The 20,103-nt window shown below is 55.9% G+C and carries 13 protein-coding genes and 1 pseudogene; 5 read left to right on the plus strand and 9 right to left on the minus strand.

Annotated features, from left to right (window positions below; translation table 11 throughout):
- Window position 1: 1 nt before the first annotated feature.
- Entirely contained in the window at window positions 2-1,525 is a 1,524-nt protein-coding gene (locus ACR9YP_RS15670) for a lipopolysaccharide biosynthesis protein (protein ID WP_474220362.1), read from the minus strand.
- Window positions 1,526-2,188: 663 nt separating this feature from the next.
- Between ACR9YP_RS15670 and ACR9YP_RS15675 the strand changes: the two genes are divergently transcribed.
- Entirely contained in the window at window positions 2,189-3,334 is a 1,146-nt protein-coding gene (locus ACR9YP_RS15675) for an acyltransferase family protein (protein WP_438106276.1), read from the plus strand.
- A 65-nt stretch (window positions 3,335-3,399) separates the two neighbouring features.
- On the opposite strand, the gene ACR9YP_RS15680 is transcribed toward ACR9YP_RS15675, so the two are convergent.
- Both ACR9YP_RS15680 and ACR9YP_RS15685 read right to left on the minus strand, forming a co-directional pair.
- A complete protein-coding gene (locus ACR9YP_RS15680; protein ID WP_438106278.1) occupies window positions 3,400-4,776 on the minus strand; it encodes an O-antigen ligase family protein in 1,377 nt (458 codons plus the stop codon).
- Between the two features lie 342 nt (window positions 4,777-5,118).
- Entirely contained in the window at window positions 5,119-5,244 is a 126-nt protein-coding gene (locus tag ACR9YP_RS15685; RefSeq protein WP_474220364.1) for a hypothetical protein, read from the minus strand.
- Between the two features lie 1,054 nt (window positions 5,245-6,298).
- Here ACR9YP_RS15685 and ACR9YP_RS15690 point away from each other — a divergent pair.
- Window positions 6,299-7,189, plus strand: coding sequence for a polysaccharide deacetylase family protein (locus ACR9YP_RS15690; protein ID WP_474220365.1), 891 nt, complete (start codon window positions 6,299-6,301; stop codon window positions 7,187-7,189).
- A 126-nt stretch (window positions 7,190-7,315) separates the two neighbouring features.
- On the opposite strand, the gene ACR9YP_RS15695 is transcribed toward ACR9YP_RS15690, so the two are convergent.
- Both ACR9YP_RS15695 and ACR9YP_RS15700 read right to left on the minus strand, forming a co-directional pair.
- Window positions 7,316-8,341: a lipid II:glycine glycyltransferase FemX gene (locus tag ACR9YP_RS15695; RefSeq protein WP_438106284.1), complete on the minus strand. Its 1,026-nt coding sequence runs from the start codon at window positions 8,339-8,341 to the stop codon at window positions 7,316-7,318.
- Window positions 8,338-9,198 carry a glycosyltransferase family 2 protein gene (locus tag ACR9YP_RS15700; protein ID WP_438106285.1) on the minus strand — a complete coding sequence of 287 codons (861 nt, stop codon included), beginning with the start codon at window positions 9,196-9,198 and terminating at the stop codon, window positions 8,338-8,340. Before ACR9YP_RS15700 ends, ACR9YP_RS15695 begins: the two co-directional genes overlap by 4 nt.
- A 267-nt stretch (window positions 9,199-9,465) precedes the next feature.
- On the opposite strand from ACR9YP_RS15700, the gene ACR9YP_RS15705 reads away from it, so the two are divergent.
- Entirely contained in the window at window positions 9,466-10,878 is a 1,413-nt protein-coding gene (locus ACR9YP_RS15705; protein WP_474220367.1) for a nucleotide sugar dehydrogenase, read from the plus strand.
- Between the two features lie 18 nt (window positions 10,879-10,896).
- Entirely contained in the window at window positions 10,897-12,120 is a 1,224-nt protein-coding gene (locus tag ACR9YP_RS15710) for a glycosyltransferase family 4 protein (protein ID WP_438106290.1), read from the plus strand.
- Between the two features lie 360 nt (window positions 12,121-12,480).
- On the opposite strand, the gene ACR9YP_RS15715 is transcribed toward ACR9YP_RS15710, so the two are convergent.
- The 3 genes from ACR9YP_RS15715 to ACR9YP_RS15725 all read right to left on the minus strand — a co-directional run bounded on the left by ACR9YP_RS15715 (window position 12,481) and on the right by ACR9YP_RS15725 (window position 16,486).
- Window positions 12,481-13,389, minus strand: coding sequence for a DUF6492 family protein (locus ACR9YP_RS15715; protein WP_474220368.1), 909 nt, complete (start codon window positions 13,387-13,389; stop codon window positions 12,481-12,483).
- A gap of 144 nt (window positions 13,390-13,533) precedes the next feature.
- Window positions 13,534-14,463 (minus strand): glycosyltransferase, encoded by a 930-nt coding sequence (locus ACR9YP_RS15720; RefSeq protein ID WP_474220369.1) that lies wholly within the window; start codon window positions 14,461-14,463, stop codon window positions 13,534-13,536.
- Window positions 14,464-14,851: 388 nt separating this feature from the next.
- Window positions 14,852-16,486: a hypothetical protein gene (locus tag ACR9YP_RS15725; RefSeq protein WP_474220370.1), complete on the minus strand. Its 1,635-nt coding sequence runs from the start codon at window positions 16,484-16,486 to the stop codon at window positions 14,852-14,854.
- 667 nt (window positions 16,487-17,153) lie between these two features.
- Here ACR9YP_RS15725 and ACR9YP_RS15730 point away from each other — a divergent pair.
- Window positions 17,154-17,768, plus strand: a complete 615-nt coding sequence (locus tag ACR9YP_RS15730; protein ID WP_438106297.1) for a class I SAM-dependent methyltransferase — start codon at window positions 17,154-17,156, stop codon at window positions 17,766-17,768.
- Between the two features lie 412 nt (window positions 17,769-18,180).
- Here the strand turns inward: ACR9YP_RS15730 and tnpC are convergent.
- A pseudogene (gene tnpC, locus ACR9YP_RS15735) lies at window positions 18,181-19,514 on the minus strand (IS66 family transposase); the annotation flags it as partial.
- Window positions 19,515-20,103 lie beyond the last annotated feature (589 nt).

Consider the following 20,103-nt stretch of genomic DNA (forward strand, 5'->3'; position numbering starts at 1 on the left):
GCTAGGTGCATAGATTTTTTTCGGTTGTTTCGGAGTCCACGAAAGCAGTCCCAGCTGGAGTTTTGGCCGAAGTAGAGCCTTTCAATCCCCTCAGAAGGTCGGAGTAGAGCGTCTTTTGCCCCAAGACGAACAAGAAAATCACAAGATAGACAATAAGCATGACAACGCTTGTCATCAGAAGCCGCAAGAAAGGCGACTGCAAGTAGCCTGGGTTAATCATATAGAATTCAACGCCAAGGGCAAAAGCCGCGGCCACGACGCTCGCAAGAAACGGCCGGCATGTCGCTAGTAGCACGTCCCAAGGGGAAACGACTGTGTTGTGAAGCGACCAGAAAACATGTGGTACCAGCCACACCGCCATCGCAACCGAAAAGGCGAACGCGACGCCATTGGGACCATAAGGTAGTCCAACCAGATATGCGGTCATGACGAGCGGAGCGATGACAAAGGCAATTCTTAAACTTCGTACCTGCAGCCCAACGGATTGGATGAGCCAGCCCGTAGGATTGATAACGCCGAGCACGAAGATGGTCGGAGTCAACAAGCGAAACATCGTTGTCGCATCCGTCCACTTCGGTCCAAGAGCAACAAGAACTATGTCGTTAGCAAAAAAGGCTCCGAAAACGGAAACGGGCACGGTTAACGAGGAGACAAGCGAGTAGCCCTTCAGAAAGTAGTTCCTAAGACGTACTGGATCATCGTGGAGCCGCGATATTGCAGAAAACACGACACCACCGACTGCCGCGTTGAGATTGCTCGTTGGTACATTGATGAGTTGGTACGCTCTTCCATAGAGTCCGAGCGCATCGGCGCCCCAGAAGCGGCCCAAAAGCAGCTTGTCTAGATTATAGGCGAAATACATCACCAGGTTGTTCAGAGTGATTGTGCCACCAAAACGTAGCATCTGGTAGATCCCCGCGTTGCGGCGCGGCATGCCCGGCATCCACCCAGTGATCGCCCACGTCAAGGCGGTGTTGATGGCCGGCGCGGCAATCGTCGAAACAACGAGAGCCCAATATCCGAATGCACCGAACGCCATGATTAATCCAAGCGCGAAGCTTACCAGTAGGGAAAGTGTTTCAACTATGGCAAGGGCGACGTAACGCAATTGGCGTTGGAGCAGCGCAGAATGCTGCACTCCGCCCGCGCTGAATACAAAGCCTGCACTCAGGATCACGGTAACCCAGAAAAGGCGGGGCTCGTGATAGAAGGAAACGAGAACCGGAGCGGTCGCTGAGCACAAAAGACAAAGTACCGTCCCGACAAGAATATTGATCCAGAACAGTGTCGAAATCTGTTCGCCGGTGATGCTGGCCTTTTGGATCGTGGCTGACGAAAGGCCGGCGGTTCTGAAGATTTCGAAGAACCCGGTTAAGACGGTCGCCATAGTCACCAATCCGAACTCCTCCGGATCCAGCAATCGCGCCATGATCATCATGAAGCTAAGGCGAAGGAATAGATTTGCTGCTTGGCCGCAGAGCCTGGCCAAGCCGCCGCGAACCACTCTTTCCTTGAGATCTTTCATCCCAATCTCCAGAGAGATCCAACATTGGGCGACTGCACTAGGGCGGTGAGAATTGTTGTTGTCCTGTCTCTCAGTTCGTTGTCATGGCCGAACTGATCACAACCAAGAAATCGGCTGGCACGGCGATGTAACTTCATGCGAACTCGTTCGGCTTGGCTTCACTACGGTCCCTCCCGATCGCGTCGCTCAGCACGTTCTCTGGCGGTAAGCGCATCGTGGATTGCCGCTATAATGGTCTAGGCTGGCCCAGTTATCTAGCGTTTGATATTTAAATTTATTTTATCTCTTAGTATATTGCTATTCCGATGGCGGCAGGAATTGAATGGAGCTGTCAGAGCAAAGGCCGCCGTATGGCTCTGAAAAATCGCCACAAATGCCCGCCCAACGCGACCAGGTTTCAGTCGGCGGGAAAAATAATCGGACCACTCGGTTAATTAATCTCCTTGCTTCGTCGAGTGGATGTATTTAATGTGTTTAATATTAACGTCATTATTTGTCTATGTTGATCGCCGGCCTCCGAGGAACTCCGCTCGATCCGAATGGTCAATTTGAGAAATTTGAAATGACCTCAACTTCGGCAACGCTTCAGCACTGGGCGACCGATATTGAAATGGCTGGGTACGCTCCAGCGCCGATCGTCGATCGAGTGGGAGAGGTACGCTCTTGACCATCCAGGACAGATTGGTTTTGACCTCTTCCAGAGGGCCTGGCTTCGATCACGTGCGGCTTGTCGCTGCAATCATCGTGCTCCTGCACCACAGCCGCGGGCTTCAATATCCCGATGTCCGAGACGATCCGTTATTGCACTATAGCGGGGGGTACATGGATTTCGGCCGCTTCGCTGTGGTCATCTTTTTCGCCATCAGCGGCTTCCTGGTGACGCCCGGCTTGCTGCGCACGGCGAACGTTGTGTACTACGCACTGCATCGGAGCCTCCGCATATTTCCTGGTCTGATCGTCAACGTCGTGCTGACGGTGCTGGTACTTGGTCCAGTGCTGACAACGCATTCCCTGGCGTCCTACTTCAGGGATCCTCAGACGTACCTTTACGCCAAGAACATATTGACCCTGATGGTGAACTATTTACCGGGCGTGGTCGCGAGCGACGGAAACCCCGTGAGCGTCAATGGCGCGCTTTGGACACTGCATTTCGAAGTTCTTTGCTACATCTTGCTTGGCCTGTTCGGCGTCCTGGGCCTGTTGAACCGACGCAAGCTCGTTTTGGTGTTTTGGTGCGCGTTCTATGCAGTCTCCATCGCGATCGCGCTCAGTCCCTCCTTCGCCGCCGCCTTAGGCGGCCGTTTTTCGACGTTCGTGAGCTTGTTTGTCTATTTCGGATGCGGCATCGTGCTGTACTTGTTTCGCGCGCGCATTCCGTTCTCCATCGTCTTGGCGTGTACCTTGTTTGTGGTGCTTCTCGGGGCATTGCCTCTCGGCGGAGGACCCTTCGTCATGCCCATCTGCCTGCCGTATCTGATGATGTTTTGCGGACTTTCGGCTCTGCCCGGGAAGGTCCCGCTAAAGCATGACCTCTCCTATGGCGTGTATTTGATTCATGCACCGGTTCTGCTTGCCTTCAGTCTCACATTTCCGAGTATGCATATTTGGTGGATTGGCGCTGCGGTAGTCTTTCTCGTCACCCTGGTGCTGGCCTACGCCTCATGGATTTTTGTCGAGGGTCCGGCGTTGAGCAAGAAGAAGGTGGCGTCGAAGTGGGCTGAGCGATGCATTGAATCGCTTAAGCCACATCTTGGGTCGCGTACTCGGGCCCGGACGGCTGCTGAGAGGATTGGAAACCTGCAAAGCTGAACGTCTGCGTTCTATGCACGTTTCGACGAGGATTTCCCGGCGCGGATGACGTGTGATTTCTCGGACTATTCAGCCGGTGCCCCGTAACGTACCTTCCGTGCAGGCGAACGCGAGCTGGCTCTCTCCGAGGTCTCTGCGTCTACGTCGAGCACCCAGGCTCCGCTTCCCAGTAGAAATAGAAAAGCAACATACGCAGTGTCCCAGAAATGGACGGTCCAACCGACCAGGTAAATCCCTGCCATGGCGATCAGAAAAGCCGTTCGATACGCCGTTATCTTCCCGTCGAGACCCTTCTTGGAACCTACGGTAAGGAAGATCAACAAAATGGCCAGATGCAGGAGAACAGGTGCCGGCAAGCCGGAGCGCATTGCCAAGACGAGCCAGAAATTGTCAATGCTTGGCCCCATCCAATTGGGGCGTTCCCAATCGCTCAGGCCGATGCCGAAAACGGGATGATCCAGGGCTACCGCGGACCCATAGTCCCATATCAGCAGCCGAAAATAGTATGACTGAGGATCGAATGTGAGATAGCCGGAGACAATTGACGGCAAGGATCGGTTGGCCACGGCTTCGATCAAAGTGACGACTACGGCCAAAAGCCCGATCAAAATTTTCCATCGGGCCTTGACGCCCCTTAACAGCGAGTCCCATGACAGAAGGAGCCCTTGAGCGACGATCGCCATTAAGGGCCCGGCGGACAACGACATGCTCGCGGTAGCCGCCACGGCCGCAGTCATGAGGTTGCGCCGAAGCAAACTCATCTTGTGGCCGAGAACCAAGTAAACCGGGGCAAGCGCACTGGCTGCGAACACGCCGAAGAGAATTGGATGATCAAAAACCGACTGGACCCGAGTTAACCCAGATCGTTGCTCCGGGCTGAACAAGGGCGTTGGGCAGATCATCGCAAACAATTCGCGCAAAATGTTGTGCCCAGAGACAAGCTCGATAATGGCGAACGGCAACAGGACGAGCACGATCCTGAACAGTAGCTGGATCATGTTGTAGAAGTCGTCCGCGTCACGGATGAAGCATCGCGCCAAAAGATAGGGGCCGATGGTTTCGATCCACTCAATTCCGAACGTTTGGCTGGACGATTCTATTCCATCAACAACGATTAAGCCGAGGACGCGCCAGAATGAAAACAGCAGCACTGCAACATCGGAAATCTTGATTCCCACTCTCCCGGCAGCAAACTTGCTCAAGCAAGGCAGGATCATCACGAGAAGGACGATTCGGTAGAGCGACAGTCGCAGTGACCCGACATAAAGTTGGCACGGCCAGAGGAGGGCAAGAAAGAACAGAAGTACGGGCCAACTTAATTGTTTCCGTCCGGCCTGATATGAACCGGCCAGCCCTTGCTCCTTGTGCAACGGACTGACGACCTGAAAAGCGGGGATATGACGACGCCGGAGTTTACCGGAACCTATTGAATATCTGGGCATCTGATCGGCTCCGATAGACAATCCTATCTGGACTATAACGTCCGCCTGTTCGGAACGCCGGAGCGTCGAGTCAGCAGAGATCCGGTGGCGTCATCAGCATTACTTGTGAATGTTGGCGCGCAGATCCCGTCGAACCTAGTACATCCGCAAGTACGTTCGGCAATGCGATTATTGGCGATCCTGATGTTGGTCATCGGGTTTGGCCACGTCCATCACGACGCGCGGTGTAGCCACCGCCGGTGGGGCGATTATCCTCCAGTCGGACATCGTCTACCGGACCTTCGCTATTCTCAATCGTAAACGAGGAATTAGTGGTGCTGTCGTAGATAGCGGTGTTGTGTTTCACGACGTCCCTTTGGGCGCAAACGCCATCTTGCACTTTGTGAACATTGCAATGCCGGACAGTCCATCCGAGGTTCCATCGAACCCCACATCCTTGCTGCCACCGGTCGCGAAGGTGCTGAACATGTCACTATCCCCGATCAGAACTCCGCCACCCTTGCCGGTTATGATAATCCGTCCCAGGCCGTGGCATTGACGCGCATGTTTCTTATCGGCACACTGGGGCATTGATGTAGAGAGATAGCCTTCAATATCTAACCCGCTGATTACGGCTTGACCTCGGCGGGTATTATCGCATTTAATAATTTACACTTCAATGCATTTTGAATCCCCGACGCTTTAAGCGTGGAGAGATCATAGATAAAGATCTGTTCGGTTTGGTTTTTTAATGGAAGATTATTTCCAATAAGTTGCGGCGAGCTTAGGGAAATGTATCATTTTCTTTCGAGTTTACCATCTGCCGTATTTGTGGATTTAACATTGGCAGTCCTAATGCCGCCGCCGCCGAGAGGCCGCGGCAAAACAACTCGTTCACGATTCAGGCGGTATCTATTGAGGAGCTCAACCCACGGGTGTGCGCCTGGGGCACTGCATCCGGCGTGGACGCGCCTGACAGTGGAATTCCGGTGGCCTCCGACTTCTTCCCGATCGCCGCTTGGTTGCAGGGTACGGTGCGTGATCCGATGCGGCTAGCGCAAAATTGGGGGCAACATTCTGCGGGTCTTCCCTACATCGACAGGGTGGTGAGCGCCCGATGAACCGAACAACGCATAATCCAACGGAAGGGGGCGGTTACCTTCCCATCGAGCCAAGCGCGCTCCACGAGGCCTGCAGACAGCACGCGACCTGTTTTCCTCGGTCTTGGACGAGGCGTCGCGTATGATGGTTGGGAACTCCGCTCGGCGCCGCACTATTGGGAGACTCAAATGGCTGTGGTCTCCGGGGGCGACCGCGCTTTCTTGTCACGTCGCTTTGCGGAGTTATTTGAGATAAGCTGGATTTAAATATTTTAAGAGGGTATGAGCTACAGGCTCAGGCAAAGCATATGAGCAACGTAGACGAGCTTTCCGGCGGCTGCGACCCAAAGCGCCGGAATTTTGCAGGCGAGCGGCTGGCCCAAAGAGATCGGCCCGCGCGAGCACGCGAAATGCTTGGCGCATGTAGTGAGTAGCTACGCGTGATGAGAAACATCTCCATTTGGGCAAGCACCAAGCGGATTGCAAAGCTAGCAATTAGCCTGCTCTACTATATCGCAGGGAGATTTTCGCGATCCGTACTTCAATTGGTGGGTCGTTCGCCGGATCGCAGCTTGGTTATCCTGTACTATCATGGGATACCACACGCGTACCGAGCCAATTTCGTGCGCCAAATGGAATCGATCCAGCGCAGAGCTCGAGTATTGCCAGCGTCTCATCGTGGAACCCTGCCTGGCGGCAAGCCGAACGTCGCAATCACGTTTGATGACGCTTATGTCAGCGTGGCCGAGCACGCCTTGCCGGAGCTTCACGCTCGCGGATTTCATTCTACTATTTTTGTTCCGGTGGGGGCCTTGGGGCGTCGTCCAACCTGGCCCGTCGAACCCGGTAGCCTTGATGCCGATGAGACGGTGATGTCCGCGGACCAGCTCACCCCACTGCGTTCCACGCTCGTAACGCTTGGATCTCACACCAACACGCATCCGCGTCTCTCCCAAATAGATGCACGTCTTGCCCAGGAAGAAATCGAAGACTCACGCCTGAAGCTTCAGGAATTGACGGCGCGGCAGGTTCGGCTATTGGCCTTTCCATATGGAGATCATGACGCCTCGACGATCGAATTGTGCAGGGCTGCGGGCTACGACTATGTTTTCAGCGTGGTGCCTAATGCTGTCGATACGACAAGTTCCAGCTTCGTCAGAGGGCGCGTGAAAGTCGATCCCTTCGATTGGCCACTAGAATTTTTTCTAAAGTATCACGGAGCCTATGCCTGGTTCTCACAGGTGTCTCTGCTGAAGCAGAAGCTGAGCGATCGGCGTCGAGAGGTTCGGCGCCATCTTACGGACACCCAGGCCAAATCGGCCCATTCTTTGTAGTGCAATTGTGATGAGGATTGCGGTCGGACCGAACACGAACCTCGGGTGACGAGTGACGAAATAGAACAGCAGGTCACCGCCGTTGCACGCAAAGCTCAGCGACTTTGGAAATAGCGACGAACCATACTAACTCAGCAACCTGTTGCGCGCGGCCTCCAAGAAGTGCAACACGCCGCTCTGCAGACTACCGGGGCTGCACTCGTAGGGGCCGACGTCGGTGACGGCGCGGCCGTTCAACCCCTGTTTGAAACGAAAAACGCCTGGATTCCGCTGCTGATCGATACCGCCCAGATCGTAGTAGGAGTTGCCGGTCCTTTGCGCATATTCGATCACAGTCCAATGCAAGAGGTATGAAGCGCGCAGATCGCGCCCCTTGGAATTAGCCGCGCCGAGCAGATAGATGGCCGTGTCGCCTACGAAGCTGCCGAGATGCCCTGCAACAAGCTCCTGCCCATGCCAAGCAAGGTGCAAAACGAGTTTCTGATCGGCAGGAATCTCAGGCTGAATGTTCTTGAAGAAGAGCACGTCCTGGTTCGTCTTGAAATCCTTCTGCTTGGTGAGTTCGAGGAATATGGGCTCGAACTGGTCAAAATCATCCGGCTCGAACGACCGAGTTATCCGGATGTCCGCCTTCTCGGCTTTGGCCAGGTTGCGACGCCAATGGAGATCAGCATCCTTTCGTATGGCGGAAAGCGGTCTAGCCAGATCGAGAATGAACGTTCCTCGCGGCCTCTGCCGCGTGCAAGGCCGGAACCCGCTGGCCTCCAGCATCGCTATCTGTAGCTCCTGGAATTGGCCGCCGACGAGCGCCGGGACAACGCGTAGAACTAACCGCCGACGCTCGACGTACTCTCGACGAAGTGCCTCGACACAGCGCCCGAACTTTTCCGGGGAGAAGCTGCTGTCGTTCCTGGTGACGGGAGCGTGACTCAAATAGCCAATTCCGAAGGGCGTCAGCGGAACGGTCTTAACGCGAACGTCAGCGAGGCCGACCAGAGTCTGATCCTCATACAATCCGTTCAGTTCGGAAGTTGCGCCGACCCGGCGCGCCGCGGCATCGGCATAGCCGCTGAGTTGGCGATAGGAAGTATCACGAAACATGGGCGTCAGCGCATCCCACGTTTCCTTCGACAGTCGCTTGACGGTGATCATTTGGATGAAGCTGCGGATTGCGCGATGCGAGAAGTATTGTCCCGCTCCCAGGCGGAACCTCTAGTCCAGCAACGAATGCTAGCCCTGCATCGAGCTAGCATATTGACAAAGCAATAAATCAACAATCCGGACCATATGCGAGGTTCCTTGAACAGTGCGATGAGCGTCCGGTGATTTGCTTCGCCTTTATTTGCGTGGAGCTCAGAAAAATCGCGAGCGAGCTCGAATATCCCGGCATAGGCACGAGTTCTGACCGCAATCAACTGTGAGATCGTGCGTGGGGGAAATACCGTGGACTTAGCGGAGGGGAGGGTCTCTCGTTCTTTCGGCGTGAACTGAAGCCGAACGTAAATGTCATCGGCAATGAGATCTGGAAATCGGGTAAAGCGCTTGTGTCCTTCCGCAGACAATGCATAGACGCCGGACCCACCGATTCCCTCGCGGGACGACGGCAATCTGGATCGAATGCCATAGTATTTGCGGACTGGCCAGGAGCAGCCGGTTAGATCGATCTCGGGCGTTGGTGCCACGGCCAACACGTCGCCCCGCTCGAGACGGCTCGCCAAAACCCGAATGGCATCGTCCGTAATGACGATATCGGCATCAACATAAATACGCGGGAAGGCGCAGGCGATCTGATCGCCGAGGTTTAGGGCGTGAGTCTTGCTCGCGACCTCGGACTCGATAACACGTGCCGTTGGACTGAAATGCCGCGCGATGTCCGCCGTGTTGTCAGTGCATCCATTGCAAACGACGACGACGTCCATCTCGTCTGAACCCGAGTTGCTAACCCAAGCACCTAACGTTCGCGCTATTACCGAGCTCTCGTTGTGTGCGGGGACGACAATCGAAATCATGGCTTCCTCAGGCACGAGCAACGGCAGCAACTGCTCGGAAGGGGCTCGCGCGACGACCCACCACAGCCGCGGGTCTGGCGCCGCCCGGACCGCCACTGCAGCAGTGCGACCCTCGTCCGGTCAACTGAGCGGATTCTGATAAACATAAACTGGGCGGCTCCGGTGACATTAAATTCCTATTGTTTATCTTCGAGTTTAAATTATAATCAATTTAAACGGCCTAAATTTAAATTGCAATATTTTTTCATGTCGTCGGAGGCATTGAATATGGAAGGCTTAATCTCCAGCCCGGTCAAGATCGCGCAGGACATCGCAGACCTTGCCAGTCCTCAGGAAAAGATTCTTTCGAATCGTCCAGCCAAGCTCAAAATCAGCGTCTTCGGCATTGGTTACGTCGGGACAGTATCTGCAGCGTGCCTTGCACGCGACGGGCATGAAGTGGTGGCGGTTGATGTCAACCAAGAGAAGGTCGATATCCTGAACGAAGGTCTGTCGCCAATCGTCGAGCCATGGCTCTGTGAAAACATCGATGCCGCTGTCCGCGCTGGTCGATTGAAGGCAACGACCGACCCTTTGGCGGCCGTTTCGTCAACCGACGTCTCGTTGATCTGCGTCGGAACCCCTTCGCAAGAAAATGGATCACTCGAAACGGCGTTCGTGAGCCGAGTGGCGCAGGAAATTGGAGAAGGTCTCCGCAAGAGCACGAACTTTCATTCGGTTGTAATGCGCTCGACGATGCTGCCGGGCACGATGGAAGAATTGATCATACCCATGCTGGAGCGCTCGTCGGGTAAGCAAGCTGGTCGAGACTTCGGAGTTGCCTATTTTCCCGAATTCTTGCGAGAAGGAACAGCCATAGGCGACTATGACAATCCGGGAGCGATCGTGTTCGGCGTCGAAGATGACCCGCAAACGCTTCGGCGGCTCATGGACATCCATGAAAAATTTTCTGTAGCGCCCCAGATCATGTCAATTCGCGCCGCCGAGGCAGTCAAGTATGCAAATAATGCCTGGCATGCGACGAAGATCAGCTTTGCAAATGAGTTGGGATTGCTTTGCAAAGCGATGGGTGTCGACAGCCACGAAGTAATGAAGGCTCTGGTTAGCGACACGAAACTCAATATCTCTCCGGCGTACCTCAAGCCCGGATTCGCGTTCGGCGGTTCTTGCTTGCCAAAGGACGTCAGCGCTTTGCGCCATGCCGGAAGAATGGTCGACATTGACACGCCCTTACTTGATGCCGTTCTGCAAGCGAACGAGAACCAAATTCGAAGTGCCTTTCGACTCGTCGCCGCGACCGGAAAGCGGCGTATTGGCCTCGTCGGCCTGAGCTTCAAGCCGGACACGGACGATCTGCGTTACAGTCCAATGCTGGAGATTGCAGAAAGATTGATCGGCCGTGGCTATGAACTCGCGATCTATGACTCGAACATTCGTTTGTCGCGGCTCACAGGGGCCAACAGAGATGAGCTGATCAGGCGCCTGCCGCATATCGCCTGCCTGCTGCGAGAGACAATGACCGAACTCGCCGACTTTGCCGAGGTTCTGGTAGTCGGAAACCGCGAAGAGTTTCAGAAGAATTCGTCCCCCTTGATCGGTCACAAGAAGATAATCATCGATCTTGTACGCATTAGGCCGGACGGGCAAACCGGAATTAATTATCGCGGCATCTGTTGGTAAATCGCTGGTCTGGCGATCATGACGCTAGTATCTGGTGTTGAGGGGACACGTAGCATCCGACCGCGGAGAATTCTGATCATTGTCGAAAACCTTCCGGTCCCATTCGATCGCCGGGTCTGGGCGGAGGCGCAATCGCTGCGCAGGTCCGGCTACGAGGTATCAGTGATCTGTCCCCGTGGTCCGCTCGCGGAGACTCCTTTCGAGCTGATCGACGGGATCGAAATCCACCGCCACCCGCTGCCGATCCAAGCCAAGGGCAAGCTCGCCTATCTCGCCGAATACAGCAGCGCCCTATTTTGGGAGTTTGCCTACTCGCTCAAGGTGCTCGGGCGGAATGGCTTTGATGTGATTCACGCCTGCAATCCACCGGATCTTATTTTCCTAATCGGAGCCTTCTATAAGTATCTGTTCGGCAAGAAGTTCGTGTTCGATCATCACGATCTGAATCCAGAGTTATTCGAAGCAAAATTCGGACATCGTGGGCTGATTTGGAAAGCGCTAGTCCTTCTCGAACGAGCGACGTTCAGGGTGGCCGACATCTCCATCGCTACCAATCTGTCCTATGCCCGCGTCGCTGTCCAGCGTGGCAAAATGAGGCCGGATCGGGTGTTTGTCGTCCGGTCGGGACCGAATCTCGCGCGGGTGCGCGAGTTGGCTCCCGACAACACGTGGCGCAATGGCCGGTCGCATCTCGTCGGCTATGTCGGCGTCATCGGGGAGCAGGAAGGCATCGATCTCCTGCTTGAGGCAATCAATCACATAACGTTCACGCGGCAACGAACTGATGTCCAGTTCGTCATTATGGGAGCGGGACCAAACCTGGAGTCGCTAAAGCAGGCTTGTGCGCAGATGGGCATTTCAGAATTTGTGACCTTCACCGGCAGGGTGGACGACGCTACCCTGTTCACGGTGCTTTCGACCGCGGACGTCTGCGTCAACCCGGATCGCCCAAATGCGATGAATGACATGTCTACGATGAACAAGATCATGGAGTACATGGCGCTAGGCAAGCCGATCGTGCAGTTCGATCTATCGGAAGGACGAGTGTCGGCGCAATCGGCCTCTCTCTACGCCCGCAACACTGATACGGTCGATTTCGGAAACAAGATCCTAGAACTCATCGATGATCCAGATCGTCGTCGAGAGATGGGCATGCACGGACGCCAGCGCGCACGCGACGAGCTCTCGTGGGAGCATGAAGGGCCGAAACTGATTGCAGCTTACGAGGCGCTTTTCAAATGAGGCTGCAGCAGCCGAGGCTTTCCTTGCTGGAGCCGGTCGTCTGGGTGCAGCAATTGGTGGCGACGTCCAGCCCCGAGTGTGCGTGGGCGCCTCCAAATGCTGCCAGGATCATGAGCCGAAGCGGATATGTTTCCCAGAACCGTTCTATTGATAGGGTGCAGAATGGTCGGCCCGAGTTTGTTGACGGGTGTGGCCAACGCCTGATGCTCCCCGATGTGCACCGAACCGCCAACTCTGAGACCATGACGGCAGTATCGGTAGATTTGGCGCGTGGATCAATCTGTGGCGCCATACCTGCTTAACGGGCCCTCATTCCAGCAGACCAAGCAAAGGGAGGTCCTCACTCAAGGCTTTGATCGATTATCCTTGCGCGTTCGATAGAAGTTCCGCTTCCGATGGATCAACCCAGGCTCGGTGTCCGGCGAAGGCGGCGCGCCGAGCCGCCAGCGGGGTGCGGGACTTCGCTGATATCATGACGGCAATATCGGTACGTTTGGCGCGTCGGATGAAGTCTATGGCGCCCTGGCTGCTCAGCGGGCCCTCATTCCAGTAGGCCAAGCAAAGCGGGTCCTCTGAGGCGAATGAGTTGGCGGGTGCACCCAGCGCTTCATCCACGAACACGCCGTAGAGCGTCCACTCGGAGAAATGGAGTTGCCCGGCAATAGCGGTGGCCCATGGGCGGCCTGTAATGGTCGCCACTCTTGCGAGCATTTGCCGAACGATCGCCGGATCCCAGGCTAGGAGCGACGAGATGTAATCGGCATGCGGCGGCGGAGGCAGCTTCAACCCGAGCAGCGCGCGGGCGACCTGGTGCCAAATCACGTGCTTCGGCAGTCTTTGGTCGATCTCGTTCGGTTTTCTGTAAAAGCGGACCGTTTCATTGTGGATGAACGTCTCTACACCGAACGCACGGATGAGCTCAATGTCGGAATCAACGAGCAGCACCACGTCATCTTCACTTGCGGCGACGGCGGCCAGCTTGACCACTTGTTGCAGGATCCAGCCACGGACCGGCGGGATCGGCTGTCGCAGATTGACCGTGAACTTGGTCAAAGGCATGGGTACAAATGAACTGGGCAGGAATTCGGCTTCGCAGCGGATATGCGTGCGGGGACCGGCGAGACGCTGGAAGAGCGAGATGTCTGATCGCGGCACAATGATGTGATGGTGGACCGATTCAGGCGCGTACTCGAGAATCGACCGGTGCAGGTCTTTGCACAACTCGAAATCGGGTGCGAAGCTCGGTGTAATTACGGACATACGCTTCATGACCATTCTCCTGGCGGCCCGCATCACCTGTGTCTACACGAATCCAAACGTAAAATAGTCAACCTAAGAAATGGTCAAGGAAATCGCCCGCGCCAAAAAAGATCGTGAATGTCGCTCACTTCCGAGTGCGGACGTCGATGGGCTCTATTTGCTGGATCTCCGAAGGGACGAGCCGCCGCGATGATCTGAGCAGGCCGTTGGTACTCGGTACTCAGGCGGCAACGTCCAGGGCATGAACGCTGCTCGCACGGCGGCTCTGTGGCCGCTCGGTCCATGAAGCGCACGGATGCCTTGGCCTAGAATGACACTTAACCAAAATGCAGCCGTAGATAACGCACCGTGATGCCTGCGATGGTACCGAATTCGATTGGCTGACAACAGGGCCGAAAGCCGGGGATTTTCGCCGTACTCTCCCCCAATGTGGATCGCTTTCGCCTCTGGCACATACATCACGGAAAATCCGCACTCCCGCACTCTTCGCATGTAGTCGACTTCTTCCATGTACAGAAAGAACGACTCGTCCCAATCGCCGACAATCCCACGTGCCCTCGCCGAAACCGCAAGAATGGCTCCGGTTGCCCAATCGATCGGGCTTTCCCGATCATACACCGCGGGATCGCCGACCATCTCACCCGTGCCGATCCGGGCAGCCAATGTTCCGCCAAGAATGGCGTCCGTCCATGCGGTCACAACGGACGGCTCCCGGCGAATTGACCAACAAGTCGTTCCATCCTCGGCTAAATTTCGCGGCACCACTACACCAACGGACGAATCTATCAACCGATCAAGTAGCAAACTCGCCACGCCGGGGGTGAGACGGACGTCGGGATTGAGAATCAACAGATTTGCACCGGGGCTAACAGTGGCTGCCCCTGCATTGATGGCCGCGGCATAGCCGGCGTTTCGGCCCATTCTGATTACTCTCGGTCGTACAGGATGAGCGGCTGCGATGTCGACACTACTATCACGTGAGTCGTTATCGACGACGATTGTTTCGAACTGCTTCACCCCCTCCAGTCCGGCCGGCAAGGAATCCAGCAGACCTGGCAGAACACGCGCGCTGTTGTAGGTCACAATGATGATTGACAGTCGAGATTCGGTGTCGGGCCTGTCATCAGCTAAGCGCTGTGAATTCGCGTTTCCTTCGTTGCCGCACGGCTGTTGCCGGCCACTGCTCCTTCGGGTAATGATGGTCCTACCTCCGCGTCCCAGCTCAGTAAATTATTTATATTTAATGTGGCGCATTTAATATAAAACACAATTAAATTGACCTGCAAGGGATTTTTGGGGGCGCCGAGGTCAACCTTTACACGCGGATCGCAATCTCGGCCGGCGTCGCGCCCTGAGGCTGGATCGCCGGCGGACCTCCGAGCAAAAGCTCAAACTCGAACCGGCACATCAACGGCGCTCGGACATTATCTCTCGCAACGCGTCTCCACGGCAGCCTAATCGGATGAACCTGCTAAGGAACTGTCGGCTTGCCCAGATTTGTCTGCAGTACATTTAATATAGCCACGTCGCCGGTATAGCCCGTGGATCGCACGGTGTGGGGATCGAAAACCATAATTCCCTCGGATTCAGCGTGCGAATAGGAAATATATCCGCCCCCCTGATTGGCTGCCGGAGAAAGTTTAAAGAGAATATCCTTCGTGCCGATCAAAAACCGGTTGATGATATCGTCCATGTGTCTCTGGCCGTCAGACGCGGTTGTCGTAACCACAGTTTGTAGGCTCGATGAATTTAAACCTCCAAACATTTGCATAGCAGCGCGCGAGTTGAGAAGAGGATACCAGGAGTCCCAAGAGTAGCCCGCGGAACTGCGTTGACCTTCGGCATCGAAAGCGTCGAATTCGAAGAGCATTCCCTGTGCGCCCGAATTCGGCAGGAGATCACAATTGCGCACGACCTTTGCCGCACCACCGATTCCTGCGCCGCCGTACAAGCCGCATGCGACGGTTTTCGAGAACGTTCGGTCCGCAATGTAGCCGAAAAGCTGAAGAAGATCGCGCTCGGTGATTCCGTGGAACGAGTAGATGTGGCCGTCCACAATCTGTCTTAGACCGGCCTGAATAATCGCTCCCGACGGCCGATTGGGATTTGTGTACGTCCACAGTAGATTGGTCATACCGTATTGTTTCAGTTTCGCGATAAAGACCGCGTCGTCGTAGGCTGCGAGTTTCGCTTCGAACTGATCGGCTCCCCAGTACAGTGTGGTCATGATGATCATCCCGATCATTCCGTTCTGGATATTCGGATTGTAATCGCGATTATTGGGATCGCCGGCCATGTTATCCACGATGTTGGCGTGGACCACGTCCTTCGTCGTTAGCACGGAGCTGTACAGGAACGCTTCCATGTTGATGCCAATCAAATCGTGTTCAGCCGCCGTCAGCTGATTCCAAATGCGCGGCGTGTTCTTCGCTAGGAGGAACATCATCGCGGCGCCCATTTGCTTTTGATCTTGATAGCCGCCGGTTGCCGTTGGCCCCCGATTCGGTGCCAGAACGTACCGGATTTGTTGGAGGAGTGCGGCGTCAGTTCTAGTGTCGCCACAGAAGGAGTTTATCGCCTTCATCACTTCAGCGTTGTTAAACACGTGTTGATGCGCTCCTCCCGAGAGGCTGGGGTCGTACCACACCTTTCTTGCACCGAGGGCGTACTTTACAGCGGCTTCTGAGAGGCAGAAGGACGCTGCGGCCGTTGAGGACGCCGTGCCCTCGGCGTTGTCGGCCTCGATCGAAATATTTGTAGCCGACGTTTTGGCCGCATTACCGGCTCGGGCCGAGAGTGTGTATGTGGCATCGGCCAAGTTGGCCGTTTCGGGCGAAGCTTCAGAAGCTCCGTTTAGCCTTTCGGCACCAAGAATCGCGCCGTCCAAAAGAAGCGGCACTCCCGCCGCGCCCTTGTTCTCCGTCGTGCCCGAAACCGTCGCGCCATTGGCGGATGAGGCGAGAGTGACAGGGGGGACAACAGTGTCCGTTGCGGCAGGCGCGGTCGCTGAGGAGCCAAAAACAACCGGAGCTGGGGTGAAGCTTTTGGCACAACTCAAATAAATGAAACAAAGTATTGATAAAAACGCGACGCCCTTGGCGGACATGGATCACCCCTATTCCCACTCAAGCAGTTCAGCCGCGAGCTTCGGGACTATCCGCCTCTACGATCATGTCGAAATGAGTTTCGAGACTCCTGAAGAAAGTTGAAAGCGAAGCGACGCCGGCGTTCTGCGTTGATTGTTCTCGCTCCAGAGCGGCAGGCTGCGTCACCCCTCCAGGCGCGATGACGCAATAGCAAGAAGCACTAAATCGACCGGGCCCGGTCCGGGGCCGCGTCAATCATCTTGCTTTATAAACCCGCTTATCTATCGAGTCGCTTTTTCGTCGATATGCAGGTTTGCATCAAACCAGCCCATGGGTCGGTTGAGAAGGCCGGTTCGAAGATGCAGTCCACGAAAACGCAGTGGACGAACCGCGGTCGTCCCCCCTTCAGGACAAAGCGACATTCGCGAAACAACTCTTCGCGGAATTCGTGGTCGGCGGCGAACTCAAATGTTACGTGGTCTATCTCTTTGCCCAACACACACCTCGCGATCGATAATAAATAATGTGCCAAAGGATGCGTTTGGTTTACTTAGCATATTAATAGTTATTTAAAAGCATTTTCGATTTGACTATTACATTTAATGTATGAAAATGGCCGAGCGAGGTCTTAGAATCGCGTAGACCCTGCCTGCGTTCCGCTACAGCTCGCCGAGCGGGAGGGATTTCATGTTGGACGCCCGGAACCAAATCTTTGAGCGTCTCAATAATTTCCGTTGGGAAGCTCAGCTCAATATATCGACAAGGGGAATTGCGGAAGTCGACAAGCCCGACGCCGGGCACTACGCCACAATCCACTATTCGGCGGTTTACAGGGTTCTTCGTCATCTTTCGCTGCAGCCTTCAGATACCTTCGTCGATGTCGGTTGCGGCAAGGGAAGGATATTGTGCTGTGCGGCGCGGCGCCCATGCAGGAAGGTGGTGGGTATCGATTATTGCGAGGAGTTCTGCAAGGAAGCGCAGACGAATGCGGCGCGAATGCGCGGACGCAGGGTACCCGTGGTGGTGCATAACGGCGCCGCCGAGGAGTTTGATTACACCGAAGCGACTGCTCTGTTCTTCTTCAGTCCCTTCGGCGCCTCGACGCTGGCCGCCGTACTTCAAAAGATGGACCACGACAGCCAGCACCGTCGCATCCGGTTGGCGTTTGTGAACTGCAACGAGGAGCAAGACAAGGTATTTGCCAGGCAGTCTTGGCTCGAACTATACGGCTATTGGCGAGCCGCGGGCCGACGCGCGCATTCGGTACATTTTTACAGGCGGACAGGAGCAGAGATCGACTGAAGATCTGGGCGACCTAACTGCCTCCCGCCTCGATGTCGGAGGTACCGCTCAACGACCTGCTCATCGAGATCGACCAGCTTGTAGTGACGGCCCGTGATCCAACTCAGGAGCCCGCCAACCACGTTGAGGCAACGCCACGCGCCGCGCCGAACGAGCCTCTCTTCGACGAGACGAGCGGCGTAGCGCTCGATGAGCTGTCCGTGCGGCGCGCTTCTGAGACGCCGGTACAGACGGCTTTTGCCCGAGTGCTCTTCTACTTCCATCTTCCTGTTCTCCGCTGTTGAAAGCGGGGGCACAGAACGAACTATGCCGAACCGACCAAACGCCGGCCAGCGAGAAATCTGGGGAAAACGACCCGACTCGGCATAGTTCGGCGGGCGGCATAAACCGCCCTATGCCGAACTCGGCATAGGGCGGAGGCGATCAGGGTGTAGATCTCAGCCTCACGCCGGCCGCCCTCATCGGAGCCGGCGAAGGTCCAATTTCTTCGGCCCACGGCGACCGCCCGTAGCTCGCGCTCGGCAACATTGTTCGACATGCAAAGTCGTCCGTCAAAGGAAGCGGGTAAATGCGTCCCAGCGGCTGAGGCAGTAGTTGATCGCCTTGGTCGTCTCGTTGTTTTTGGAGAGCTTGGCGCGCTGCTCGCGCAACCACCCCTGCAGTTCGACGATCAGAGGGCGGCTGCGCTCCCGGCGCACGCGCAGGCGGTCCTGCGGCGCAAGACCGTTGATCTCGCGTTCAATGGCGAACAGAACATCAATGCGCTTGACCGCCTCGGCCGCGATCGGCGCCTTGGTGAGCCGCGTGAGATCAAAGAACTTGCGCCTGCCGTGCGCCCAGCACGCGGCCTCGATGACCGGCCCGCCCTTGCGATTGGCCTCGTAGAGCCTGCCAAAGCCGGCATAGGCGTCGGCCTGCATCAGTCCAGCATAGCCCGCCAGATGCTGCTCCGGATGCTCACCGCCACGGTCCGGCGAGTAGAAGAACACGGCCGCTGGCGGATCTGGCCCAGCAAACGGGCGGTCATCGCGCACATAGGTCCAGAGCCGGCCGATCCGGGTCTTGCCCCTGGCCAGGACCGGCGCCGTGGTGCCATCCGCGTGAATGAGCTCGGCTGCGAAGACGTGGCTCCGGATCGCGTCGACCAGCGGCATCAGGGTTGCGGCGGAGGCACCTACCCAGTCCGCGGCGTCGAGACGTCAAGCTCAATGCCTTCACGCTGGTAGACCTCGCTCTGACGATTGAGTGGCAGGTGCAGGCCGTACTTGGTGAACAGGACATGGGCCAGCAACTTCGGCCCTGCACGCCCGCGCGCAATCGGATGCGAGGGGCCGGCGGCTGGGTGATCGCTTCGCAGCCCTGGCAGACGAGCTTCTCGCGCACGTGCTGGATCATCTTCCACTGCCGCGGAATGAGCTCCCGCGTCTCAATCACGTCCTCGCCGATGGACCGCATCTGGCGTTGGATGGACAACGTGCTCATCGAGGGGCTGTGGCGGTCCCTCAAGACCTGAAGACGCCGACGGGCGTGAGGCGCGGCAATGCGGAATCGATGGACTTTTACAACGAGTGGCGCGTTCACTAGGCGCTGGGCTATCGCGCGCCGGCAAGACTGGCGCGAGCAAATTGTGCGGGCCCGAGCGGTGGACATGATGGACAATGCATGCGCGCGGCCCATGCCTACAGCGGCAGCAGACACAGCCTTTGGCTGCATGATAGGCGGAAGAACGAGTGGCCGAGTTTCCAACTAAGGACCAGGATCAAGTGGGTCCCGCTTCGCGGGTTCATTTTACATTTCTCGGATGCAAATTCGGGCAAAATTGAGAACAATGGTATCGCTCGTTGTGCCGAGTAACGTGTCTTGGCATTCGCGGTGGCTCGGAGCCAATTCGAGTAATCTAGATTTCGGGTTATTTGATTTTCAATTCAGGATTTAAAAGCGTCAAAAGGTTGTCTTATTGGCTATGCTTGCGACTCAAAGCAGTAGGGTGGCATGGCGGGGCTTTTCATGAGCCGTGAACGCCAAATTGGAGTGTTGCCTTCAAGCGCGAGACGCTCGTCGCCTGTAAGCGCGATCGCTGTGCTTCTAGTTCATCGAAGGCAGCATATTTGACATTTCGCCCTTCAGGTTGCGATCATGAGTGCGCTTCGTTTCGCGAACATGATCAAAGATGGCAGCCTCTGCTGGGCTTCTGATGGTTGCCTTCAGAACACTTTCACGTCTTTTTCAATTTGAACGCGTTTCCACTGTAAGCAGGGTCAGATGACCTCTGGCTAGGTTGATTTTTCCCACGCACCAAAATGAATTTGTGGGGTAAAATTCAATTGTGATTCGC

It is taken from the genome of Bradyrhizobium sp. BR14999 (genome assembly GCF_056106085.1).